Origin of the sequence: Faecalibacillus intestinalis (assembly GCF_003024685.1) — a bacterium.
Taxonomy (GTDB): Bacteria; Bacillota_I; Bacilli_A; order Erysipelotrichales; family Coprobacillaceae; genus Faecalibacillus; species Faecalibacillus intestinalis.
The window spans coordinates 1-10,933 of record NZ_PYLQ01000035.1 but is presented as its reverse complement, the minus strand read 5'-3'; the positions used below and the strand labels follow the sequence as shown (position 1 = coordinate 10,933).

Sequence of the window (10,933 nt, the reverse complement as noted above, 5' to 3'; positions counted from 1 at the left end):
GTGGGCGCAGGAAATTTGAGAAGAGCTGTCCTCAGTACGAGAGGACCGGGATGGACGCATCAATGGTGGACCAGTTGTCACGCCAGTGGCATAGCTGGGTAGCTAAATGCGGAAGGGATAAACGCTGAAGGCATCTAAGTGTGAAACCCACTTCAAGATGAGATTTCCCATTGCGCAAGCAAGTAAGACCCCTTAAAGACGATAAGGTAGATAGGTCAGGAGTGTAAGCATGGTGACATGTTAAGCGGACTGATACTAATAGGTCGAGGGCTTGACCGAAAAGGCAAGCGAGCTTGAAAKAAGAAAAACTACTGTCTGGTTTTGAGTGTCCTGAAGACACTTGACAAGAAGAATCTGGTAATGATAGCATGATGGACACACCTGTACCCATTCCGAACACAGAAGTTAAGCATCATCGCGGCGAAGATAGTACATTGTGCGAAAATAGCTCGTTGCCAGTTCCTTCTTTTTTTTATAGATAAATGTGAGGTGAGCCTGTTGAAGAAAAAAAATAAAATTTTACTTACAGTTTTTACAATAATTATTTTTATTAATATCCTTTTATTGAACTCGAATATTTGGATTTATAATAATTTTGGAAATGTAAAGTTTCAAGAAATATTATTCACTTTATTATCACCTACGAGTGGAACAGATACATCAGTTATTTTTTCTTATATCATTAGAGTAATTGTTGTATCATTTGTTTTAAGTATTCTTTTTATTTTTTGTGTTTTATATCTACGTAGAAAATGTTCATCTAAAGCTTTCAAATATTTAAAGTGCACGGGCTCTCTATTGATTGTAATAACTTTGATATTAAGTTTACTATATACAAATAATCGTTATGAAGTTGTCGCTTATTTTAATTATCAATCTCAAAAAACAACAATTTATAACAAAAAAAAGAAAGTACATAAAAAGAAAAATACTGAATATATAGGAGATAGTACAATTATCTATCAGAATCCTGAAGATGTTAAAATTAGTGGAGATAATACAAATAATCTTATTTATATTTATTTAGAATCATTTGAAAATACTTTTTTAGACACTGAAAATGGTGGTATCAAGAATGTTAACTGTTTACCTGAATTAACTGAATTAGCGAAACAAAATACTAATTTTTCTAATACTGACCAACTAGGTGGAGCATTACCTTTTACAGGTACAACTTGGACGATTGCATCCATGACATCACAATTTACAGGATTACCTTTAAAAGTTGAAGTTGCTAATGATATGGATCAACAAAATCGATTTATGCCAGGTGCTAAAACAATTGGAGATATTTTAAATGAAAACGGATATATACAAGAACTTATGATTGGTTCTCAAAAAGAATTTGCTGGGACAGATAAATTATTTTTACAGCATGGATTTGATAAAATATGTGATATTAATTCGTTAAAACAGGAATATTCATTTAAAAGTGATGAACTTAATCAATGGGGATTAGACGATTATAAATTATTCGAATTAGCTAAGAATGAGATTACACAGCTTGCACAAACAGGTAAATTCAATTTTACGATGGCAACTATAGATTGTCATATGCCTAAGGGGTTTCTATGTAAATATTGCCCTAATACATATGAAAATAGATATGAAAATATATATGCATGTCAATCAAAACTTATTAATAGTTTTATTGATTGGTGTAAAAGTCAATCTTGGTATGAAAATACAACCATTGTGTTAGTTGGTGATCATCCAACAATGGCACAACAATATGTTAATGATGTTCCGTCGGATTACCAAAGAACGACATACAATTGTTTTATTAATTCTAAAGTGACGACTGATCAAATAAAAAATAGACAATTTACACATATGGATATGTATCCTACAACATTGGCTGCAATGGGATTCAATATAGAAGGGAATAAGTTAGCACTAGGTACGAATCTATTTTCTGAATTACCAACAATTATTGAAAAATATGGCCAAGATTATATTAATGAAGAAGTACAAAAAAGTAGTGAATATTTAGATAAAAATATATATCAGTTTAATTAAAAATGGATCTCAAGACGAGATCCATTTGTTTTTTTATTCTTCAACTCTTCCTTTATCTACATACATGTTTTGGAAATAGTTTTTATATTCACCAGAAATGATGTTTTCCCACCATTCTTTGTTATTTAAATACCAATCAATTGTTTGAGGAATACCTGTATCAAATGTATATTTTGGTTTCCATCCTAATTCAGTTTCTAATTTAGTTGGATCGATTGCATATCTCATATCATGACCTTTTCTATCAGAAACAAATTTGATTAATGATTCAGGTTTACCTAAAGCTTTTAAGATTGTTTTAACAACTTCTAAGTTAGTTCTTTCGTTATGTCCACCAACATTATAAACTTCTCCAACACGACCTTTTCTAATGATTAAGTCGATTGCAACACAGTGATCATAAACATGTAACCAATCACGTACGTTTTCCCCTGTACCGTATACTGGTAATTCTTCATCATTTAATGCTCTAGAAATAATTAATGGAATTAATTTTTCTGGGAAATGGTAAGGACCATAGTTATTTGAACATCTTGAAATAGTTACTGGTAATCCAAAAGTTCTATGATAAGCTAATACGAATAAATCTGCAGAAGCTTTTGATGAACTATATGGACTAGATGTGTGTAATGGTGTTTCTTCTGTAAAGAATAGATCAGGTCTATCTAATGGTAAATCACCATAAACTTCATCAGTAGATACTTGATGATATCTTTTAATACCAAATTCATTACATGCATCTAATAAAGTAGTTGTTCCCATAACATTTGTTTTAACAAAGATTTCAGGATCTTCAATACTTCTATCTACATGTGATTCCGCTGCAAAGTTAACAACAACATCAAATTTTTCTTTTTTGAATAAGTCAAAGATAAATTCTCTATCAGCGATATCACCTTTAACGAATTTATAATTTGGTTTACCTTCAACTGGTTTACAAGTTTCTAAGTTACCTGCATAAGTTAATTTATCTAAGTTAACGATCATATCTTCTGGATATTTATTAACCATATAATGCACAAAGTTTCCACCAATGAAACCTGCACCACCTGTTACTAAAATTTTCATTTATTTATCTCCTTCATATACAAATTGATTATTTGAATTTTCTAAAGTTGGTCCTGTTTGATCTTTTTCACTTAAAACAGGTTCAATACCATTTAATAATGATCCCCAATCAACATTAGCTGTTGGATCATCATAACGCATACCACCTTCAGATTCTTTATTATACACATTATCTACTTTATATCTAAATTCAACATCATCTGTTAAAGTTAAGAATCCATGGGCAAATCCTTGTGGAATAAAGAATTGGCGATGATTTTCAGCGCTTAATTCAACAGAAACCCATTCACCAAATGTTGGACTTCCTTTTCTAATATCTACTGCAACATCAATAACTTTTCCTTTAGTACAAGATACTAATTTAGATTGTGCATAAGGTGGGTTTTGCCAATGTAAACCACGTAAAGTTCCTTTTTGTGCACTAAAAGACATATTGTCTTGTACAAAATCAACAGTAATACCTAATTTTTCATATTTAGGTTTTGAATAAGTTTCTGTAAAGTATCCACGGTGATCTCCAAAAACATCTGTTTCTACAATTAAAACACCTGGAATTTTTGTTTCAATAACTTTCATCTTTTTTACTTCCTTTTTATTGATCTATAAATTTTCCATCCATTACATCTTTTAAATACTTACCATATTGATTCTTTTTATAAAGTTCATATGCTGTATTTAATTCATCTTTAGAAATCCATCCGTTGTTATAAGCAATTTCTTCAAGGCAAGCGATTTTTCTGTTTTGATGAGTTTCAACAGTTTTCACAAAGTTAGTTGCATCTACTAAACTTTCATGAGTTCCTGTATCTAACCATGTAAATCCTTGACCTAATAATTCAACATCTAAATTACCTTTTTCAAGATAGATTTTATTTAAGTCAGTGATTTCTAATTCACCACGTGCAGATGGTTTGATTTGTTTTGCGTATTCTACAACATGGTTATCATAGAAATATAAACCAGTGACAGCATAATTTGATTTAGGTTGAGCTGGTTTTTCTTCTAATGAAATAGCTTTTCCATTTTCATCAAATTCAACAACACCAAATCTTTCAGGATCATCAACATAATATCCAAAGACAGTCGCACCATCTTCTTTATTTGCTGCTCTTCTTAAACGTTTTGATAAACCATGTCCATGGAAGATATTATCTCCTAAAATCATGGCACATGCTTCACCATCAATAAATTCTTCTCCTAAAATAAAGGCTTGAGCCAATCCATCAGGAGATGGTTGAACCTTATATTGAAGTGAGATACCAAATTGATGTCCATCACCTAATAATTCTTTAAAGCGAGGAGTATCATCAGGGGTAGAGATAATTAAAATATCTTTAATGCCTGCATTCATTAAAATACTCAAAGGATAATAAATCATTGGTTTGTCATAAATTGGCAATAATTGTTTACTTGTTACTTGTGTTAGAGGATAAAGTCTTGTTCCAGATCCTCCAGCTAATACGATACCTTTCATAGAAGTACCTCCTTTTGTTTACTTCTAAATAATAAACCATGACGTTACGTAAGTGTCAATACAAAATATAAAATTTCTTCATTTTATCAATAAAAAAAGTGTCACACTTAAAGTATGACTACTTTCTACAAATAAATAAACCACAATCTTTAGTAATTTTAATTCCATTATTTTCATCAATGATTTTTTCAAGGTAAGCTTGAAATTCTTTTAAACGATATCCTAAATATTCTTTTTGATTGCCATGACAACTCATTATATAGTTCATTAATGCTTTAGCGTCATCAACTATTAAATAATCATCATACCTCTTTAATTCAATTTGTTTAAAATAAGGTCTTAAAAGAGTTTTTCCATTTTCTAATCCAAAATGTTCTACAAGGTTATTATTAGATAGTTGAATACGTGAATCAAAATTATGAACAATTTCAGTAATTTCCTTCATATGATTTTTACCATAAGTTGTACAATAGAATATTCCATAATCCTTAAGAACACGAGATATTTCCAAAAGACCAAGATTCAAATCTTGCAGATAAAAGAGAACATGATTTGCAATCACCGAATCAAAGAAATGATTTTTAAAAGGAATATTTTGAGCATCTAAAACAATATAGTTATAATCATTACCAAGTTTTTTCCTGGTATCTTCTAACATTCCTTCGCTAATATCTGATAAGAAAATCTCTCTATTTCTTAGATTATAGGTATTATTTTCCCATAGTTTTCCATTTCCACAACCAATTTCTAAAAGTTGATAAACATGAGAAAAGTCTATTTGATGATAGAGCCATTCAAACCAACTTTCCTTATTAATAGAAAAATGATCATGAAGATAAATACGTGTAGATAAGTTTTGACTATTGAAATATTGTTGAATAATGCTTTCATCATTATTTGTGAGATTAATTAGTTCAATAATCTTTTCCCAAGAAATTTGATCATGTTCTAAAATTTTTTCAGTGCTTTTAATGGTTGCTTTTAAATTATTAAGATGATTCATTTTTTGGTTAATCAAAGAAGTTTGTAGTTTTAAAGATTCTTTAAAACTATCTTTATCGTTATCTATAATAAGAGGATAGATTTCTTCTAGTGAAAATCCTAGTTCTTTTAAAGCAAGAATCTTTTGAAGAGTAATTAAATCTTTATTACAATATTGACGATATCCATTGTCTAGAATATGCGATGGTTTTAAAAGCCCTATTTTATCATAATATCGAATTGTTCTTAATGTGACACCTGCCATTTTCGCAAATTGTCCTGTTGTATAATATTTTTCCATAGAAATATTATAAAATAGAAAATAAAAAGATGATAGTTTTTATCATCTTTTTATTTGTTTTTTAATGCTTGGGGTTTCTTTGGTTCATATAAGATCCACCATGAAGGAGGTACATCTAAAACAGCTGCAAAACCAACTAATAAATCAAATAATCCTTTAAACATGATTTTCACCTCTTTTTAATAAAATTAAAATAGTGTTAATAAATAAAGAAATCAAGTAAATAACAAGTAAAGATGAATCAATAAAAGAGCATAAGTATAAAATCAATATTTCTATGCAATGAAGTCTTTTATTTTTTTCAAAAGATAAAGTGTAATTGGCTACTATTAAACTCAAACATATCAATCTTAAAAAAGGGATATTTGTAACATATTTAATAAAATATGAGGCAAAGAGAATGATCATGTTTGAAAAGACAAGACATTGTAGAAATGATGAACAATGAAAACTTTTATAGGATAACCTTAATGGTATAAAAAAGAAAATAAATAAAACGAATTCGTAAGTTGTATGAAAAATGAATGATAAAATAATCGCTACAAAAAGGGTAGAAAGGTTGCATAACAATCCTTCCATTCCATAAACTGCAAGTTCAATTTGATCTAAATCATTTTCATATTCTCTAGGAATTATTTTCATTGTTAGATACTTAGCAAGATGGTTCATATATACTTCCTTTCTTGATTTCAATTTTATTTTATAGAAAAAAAATAAAATTTGATACTATTAGGGAAAATTAAAGAAATAGTGGGAAAATTAACTAGAATGTTATTGATTAAAAAGTATATAATACTATTTGAGATAGTAGAATATCGCAATTATTTATTTATCAAACGAGAATCTTTTTATGGAGGACAAAATAATGTTAGGAGAGAGAATACAATATTTAAGATTAGAAAAAGGAATGACACAAAAGGAATTATCAAAAGTATTTAAGGTATCATTGAAAACAATACAGTTTTATGAACAAAATAGAACCATCCCAGATATATATTTAGTTGCTGAAATGGCTAAATTTTTTAATGTTTCATGTGATTATATTTTAGGAGTTGTCAATACACCTATTCCATTAGACGAAAGAGAAGCAGAAGCTAAAGACCATATTTATATGCCAAAAGAGTTTATGAAAAACAAAGAAACAAGAAGAACATATAAAACAATTGTGGAGTATGTAAAAATGGTTCATGAGATGAAATAATGTATAAAGTAGCAATTTTAGATGATGAAAAAAACTTTTTAGAAGAAATACATAACTGCTTACAAGAGTATGAAATGTTTGAAGTTTCATATTTTCAAGAAGCAAAGTTGTTGATTGATGAAATTGATTATTTTGATGTTGTTTATATAGACTATGAGATGGAAAATATGACAGCATTTGAGTTTTTTAAAGAAACTCAAATGAGTAAATACATTAGAATCATCATTACTAAATATGATCATATTGTTTATAAAAGCATAGATTATGATATTTTTGATTTTATTAGAAAAAAGAAATTAAAAGAAGATATTCACAATAAGATGAATAGATTACTTAAAAAATTAGAATCAGATCACGATCGAATTATTGTAGAAAGTGGTAATCGAATTGTTGCGATATATTATGATGATATACAATATATACATACAGATAAAAATTATATTGTAATTCATGGAAGAGAGGAGTACAAAATACGCTCTACTTTCAAAGATTTTATTAAGAAGATAAAGAAAAATGATTTTATTACAATTTCTTATGGAATCCTTGTAAATATGAGATATGTTCAATACGTTAATCTAAAAGAAATGATGGTGGTTTTAGAAAATGAAATACAACTACCTTTAAGTTATAAATATAAAAATTCTGTAAAAGAAGCTTATCAGGAATATAAAATACGATGAAATTATTTCTAGATATTATTTATGTTTTGATAGAAAATTTAATTTATGTGATGTATCTTGATTTATTCTTTAAAAATAGAGAAGAGGTAAAGTATAATAAAATATTCTTTATAGTATTTATGAGTTTTTTATCTTTAATGATGAATAAATATTTTGCTATAAGTTATGGAGGCATTATCTTATTGATTATAAGCTTAATATATATTCATCTTTTTTATGATGGTGACATTTATAATAAGATAATTAAACTTATTTTTGTGAATGTTAATATGTTGCTTATTAATGGATTGTGTATGTTTTTATTAAATCAACAATCACTATATTATATTATTTATGCTTATGATGGATATTTAGGATATTTGATTACTTTTATTTCTAAGGGAATATGGTTGATAGAATATTTTTATTTAAAAAAGTATTTGAAAGAAGAGTTTCAATTAAATAAACATATTTGGTTTTTTGTTATGATAACACTTGTAGCTATTATTTTTTTAGATCTCTATACTTTTAATGAATATCTGATGAATCAAATGCGTTTATCATCGATTATTTGTTTGTATGTAGTTTCATTAATGATGATTGTGTTGATTTATATATTATGTTTAGAAATGACGCAGTACTATCAACGTTTAATGAATCGAAAAATTCATGAACAAGCATTACAGTATGAAGAAACACTTGTGGAAATTGCTAATCAAAAAAGTAAAAAATATAACAAAATTATTCATGATTATAAAAAGCTTGTTAAAGATTTAAAAGAAAATCAGGAAATTGAACTTAAAGATATATCATTAGAAATACCGACAGAGGTTATTCACACAAACAACATTGTGTTAAATTATGTTTTTAATCGGTATACAGAAATCATGAAGGAACATCAGATTGATTTTTATGGAACTTATTCTGATCAAATTTATCAAGGTGTTTCTTCTTATGACTTAGCCACTATTTTAAAATTATTATTGGATCACGCGATTGTTCTTAGTCAAAAAACAACACATAAAGCAATTCATTATACGATAGAAAGTCAAAGATATTATACAATTATTAAGATAAGATGCTTGATTGAAAATGAAATTGTCGTTGATCATCATTTTAAGAAGAATGAATATTTGATAGAAGAAATATGTAGAAAATATAATGGGAAAAAATTGTCAAAAATAGAAGATAATCAGTATATGTTTGGATGTTATTTAGAAAATAGTGGCGATTTGCTATAAAATGTCGATTGTGCTATGATAAACGAGAATTAACCAACATATGGAGGATGATTATGAAACAAAACAAATTTATGCGATTTATGACATCCAGAGCACTTATTTTGACATTACAAGTTGTCGCATCTGGTGTCCTTTTATATTTTGTGTATTTAACAAAATTATTACCTGTTAAATACTTTGCTATTTTAGCTGCTGTTTTGGCAGTATTGGTTTTATTGTTTTGGATTATTATTCAAACAGGAAAGAAAAAAATTGTTGAAGGGAAAACAAGTAAAAGAACTATTATTTCTAAAGTGTTGAGTTTAATTGTTTCAATTGTTTTAGTAATTGGAAGTACTTTTGCTGCAAGAGGAAATACTTTCTTAAATAATGTACAAACAACAACTCAAAAATACGCTATCAATGTCATTGTTTTAAAAGATGGTGATTATGGAACAGCATCACTTGATGGTTTAAAAGGTGTTAATTTTGGTAGATCATATGAAAAAGAAAAAGCTACATTAAATAAAGCTTTAGCACAAATGGAAGAAACGATTGATACACAAAAGTATACGACATATGATACATATTCTCAATTAGCGGATGCTCTTTATAATAAAGAAGTAGATGCAATTGTTGTTGGAACACAATATAAATCAATGTTAGAGTTAAATCATGAAGGTTTTGATGAAGAAACAAGAATTGTAAAAACATATGAATTTGATAAAAAAGCAAAATCAGTAACAACAGCAGTAACAGATGTAACTGAAAAGCCATTTAATGTATATGTAACTGGAATCGATACATATGGTTCTGTATCAACAGTATCAAGAAGTGATGTTAACTTAATTGTTACTGTTAATCCAAAAACTAAACAAATCTTAATGACAAGTATTCCACGTGATTGTGAAATTGAACTTCATAAAAATGGTAAAATGGATAAATTGACACATACTGGTATCTATGGTGTTGAAGAGACTATTTCTACGATTGAAGACTTTTTAGATTTAGATGTTAACTATTATGCAAGAACAAACTTTAGTGGTATTACAAATATTATTGACGCATTAGGCGGAGTAACTGTTGATTCTGATTATGAATTTACAACAAGACATGGTAACTATCATATTGTAAAAGGTGAAAATGAATTAGATGGTGATAAAGGGCTATGTTTTGTAAGAGAAAGATATAATTTACCAAGTGGAGATTATGATCGAGGACGTAACCAACAAAAATTATTAAAAGCAATGTTGAATAAGGCAATGTCACCAAAGATTATTACTAATTTCCAAAGAATCTTAACAGCAATCGAAGGATGCTTTGAAACAAACATGTCTTCTGACGAAATTAAATCATTAATTAATATGCAACTAGATGATAATGCTGAATGGGATGTTTTCAATGTACAACTTGATGGAAAAGGGTATATGACAGATCAAACTTATTCAATGCATGGTACATCAATCTATGTTATGAAACCTTACGCATCATATGTTAAAAAGATTACTAAACTTATTGATTGTGTTGAAAACGGTGATAAGATAACTGAAAATGATGTAAAAGGTTTAGGTGGAGAATAGTAGAAAATTTAGAATGGATCCATAAGATCCATTCTTTTTTTGAAAAAAATTAAAAAAATTATAAATAGTTATTGACTTTATTAAAAATTAATTGTACTATATACAAGTCGGCAGGAAACAAACTTGCTGATGAGGACATTGAAAACTGAACAGGAAAGAATAAAACACAACGTCAATTAAGTTAAAGAAATAAAAAAGAGCTAAACAGACCAAAGTTGTCTGAAAGAAATAAGACAATGGAGAGTTTGATCCTGGCTCAGGATGAACGCTGGCGGCGTGCCTAATACATGCAAGTCGAACGCTTCACTTCGGTGAAGAGTGGCGAACGGGTGAGTAATACATAAGTAACCTGGCATCTACAGGGGGATAACTGATGGAAACGTCAGCTAAGACCGCATAGGTGTAGAGATCGCATGAACTCTATATGAAA

11 protein-coding genes and 3 rRNA genes are annotated in these 10,933 nt (G+C 28.3%); 8 read left to right on the top strand and 6 right to left on the bottom strand.

The window, feature by feature from the left end; translation table 11 throughout:
• The 3 genes from C7U54_RS14185 to C7U54_RS14175 all read left to right on the top strand — a co-directional run.
• Positions 1-279: ribosomal RNA gene (locus tag C7U54_RS14185) — 23S ribosomal RNA — on the top strand; the annotation flags it as partial.
• Between the two features lie 74 nt (positions 280-353).
• Positions 354-461: ribosomal RNA gene (gene rrf / locus C7U54_RS14180) — 5S ribosomal RNA — on the top strand.
• 352 nt (positions 462-813) lie between these two features.
• Complete coding sequence (locus tag C7U54_RS14175) at positions 814-2,019, top strand: LTA synthase family protein (RefSeq protein ID WP_241522624.1); 1,206 nt, start codon at positions 814-816, stop codon at positions 2,017-2,019.
• 33 nt (positions 2,020-2,052) lie between these two features.
• On the opposite strand, the gene rfbB is transcribed toward C7U54_RS14175, so the two are convergent.
• The 6 genes from rfbB to C7U54_RS14145 form a co-directional block, all read right to left on the bottom strand.
• Positions 2,053-3,087 (bottom strand): dTDP-glucose 4,6-dehydratase, encoded by a 1,035-nt coding sequence (gene rfbB / locus C7U54_RS14170; protein ID WP_022001319.1) that lies wholly within the window; start codon positions 3,085-3,087, stop codon positions 2,053-2,055.
• A complete protein-coding gene (gene rfbC, locus C7U54_RS14165) occupies positions 3,088-3,663 on the bottom strand; it encodes a dTDP-4-dehydrorhamnose 3,5-epimerase (protein WP_022001318.1) in 576 nt (191 codons plus the stop codon). It lies immediately after the preceding gene.
• Between the two features lie 16 nt (positions 3,664-3,679).
• A complete protein-coding gene (gene rfbA / locus C7U54_RS14160) occupies positions 3,680-4,561 on the bottom strand; it encodes a glucose-1-phosphate thymidylyltransferase RfbA (RefSeq protein WP_107030696.1) in 882 nt (293 codons plus the stop codon).
• 118 nt (positions 4,562-4,679) lie between these two features.
• Positions 4,680-5,843, bottom strand: coding sequence for a MerR family transcriptional regulator (locus tag C7U54_RS14155; RefSeq protein WP_107030695.1), 1,164 nt, complete (start codon positions 5,841-5,843; stop codon positions 4,680-4,682).
• A gap of 50 nt (positions 5,844-5,893) precedes the next feature.
• Complete coding sequence (locus tag C7U54_RS14150; RefSeq protein ID WP_081918857.1) at positions 5,894-6,007, bottom strand: cyclic lactone autoinducer peptide; 114 nt, start codon at positions 6,005-6,007, stop codon at positions 5,894-5,896.
• Complete coding sequence (locus tag C7U54_RS14145) at positions 6,000-6,512, bottom strand: accessory gene regulator B family protein (protein WP_107030694.1); 513 nt, start codon at positions 6,510-6,512, stop codon at positions 6,000-6,002. Before C7U54_RS14145 ends, C7U54_RS14150 begins: the two co-directional genes overlap by 8 nt.
• A gap of 196 nt (positions 6,513-6,708) precedes the next feature.
• Between C7U54_RS14145 and C7U54_RS14140 the strand changes: the two genes are divergently transcribed.
• The 5 genes from C7U54_RS14140 to C7U54_RS14120 form a co-directional block, all read left to right on the top strand.
• Positions 6,709-7,044, top strand: coding sequence for a helix-turn-helix domain-containing protein (locus tag C7U54_RS14140; protein ID WP_162297524.1), 336 nt, complete (start codon positions 6,709-6,711; stop codon positions 7,042-7,044).
• Complete coding sequence (locus tag C7U54_RS14135; RefSeq protein ID WP_022001312.1) at positions 7,044-7,724, top strand: LytR/AlgR family response regulator transcription factor; 681 nt, start codon at positions 7,044-7,046, stop codon at positions 7,722-7,724. The genes C7U54_RS14140 and C7U54_RS14135 overlap by 1 nt, the downstream gene beginning before the upstream one ends.
• On the top strand, positions 7,721-8,944 hold the full coding sequence (locus C7U54_RS14130; RefSeq protein ID WP_107030692.1) for a hypothetical protein: 1,224 nt from the start codon (positions 7,721-7,723) through the stop codon (positions 8,942-8,944). Before C7U54_RS14135 ends, C7U54_RS14130 begins: the two co-directional genes overlap by 4 nt.
• Positions 8,945-8,997: 53 nt before the next feature.
• Positions 8,998-10,503: an LCP family protein gene (locus tag C7U54_RS14125; RefSeq protein WP_107030691.1), complete on the top strand. Its 1,506-nt coding sequence runs from the start codon at positions 8,998-9,000 to the stop codon at positions 10,501-10,503.
• Positions 10,504-10,736: 233 nt separating this feature from the next.
• Positions 10,737-10,933, top strand: a 16S ribosomal RNA gene (locus tag C7U54_RS14120); the annotation flags it as partial.

What these genes read in the sequence shown, in the direction of transcription:
- rfbB (WP_022001319.1), bottom strand. Translation starts at nt 3,087, where the DNA reads ATGAAAATTTTAGTAACAGGTGGTGCAGGTTTCATTGGTGGAAACTTT.
- rfbC (WP_022001318.1), bottom strand. Translation starts at nt 3,663, where the DNA reads ATGAAAGTTATTGAAACAAAAATTCCAGGTGTTTTAATTGTAGAAACA.
- rfbA (WP_107030696.1), bottom strand. Translation starts at nt 4,561, where the DNA reads ATGAAAGGTATCGTATTAGCTGGAGGATCTGGAACAAGACTTTATCCT.
- C7U54_RS14155 (WP_107030695.1), bottom strand. Translation starts at nt 5,843, where the DNA reads ATGGAAAAATATTATACAACAGGACAATTTGCGAAAATGGCAGGTGTC.
- C7U54_RS14150 (WP_081918857.1), bottom strand. Translation starts at nt 6,007, where the DNA reads ATGTTTAAAGGATTATTTGATTTATTAGTTGGTTTTGCAGCTGTTTTA.
- C7U54_RS14145 (WP_107030694.1), bottom strand. Translation starts at nt 6,512, where the DNA reads ATGAACCATCTTGCTAAGTATCTAACAATGAAAATAATTCCTAGAGAA.
- C7U54_RS14140 (WP_162297524.1), top strand. Translation starts at nt 6,709, where the DNA reads ATGTTAGGAGAGAGAATACAATATTTAAGATTAGAAAAAGGAATGACA.
- C7U54_RS14135 (WP_022001312.1), top strand. Translation starts at nt 7,044, where the DNA reads ATGTATAAAGTAGCAATTTTAGATGATGAAAAAAACTTTTTAGAAGAA.
- C7U54_RS14130 (WP_107030692.1), top strand. Translation starts at nt 7,721, where the DNA reads ATGAAATTATTTCTAGATATTATTTATGTTTTGATAGAAAATTTAATT.
- C7U54_RS14125 (WP_107030691.1), top strand. Translation starts at nt 8,998, where the DNA reads ATGAAACAAAACAAATTTATGCGATTTATGACATCCAGAGCACTTATT.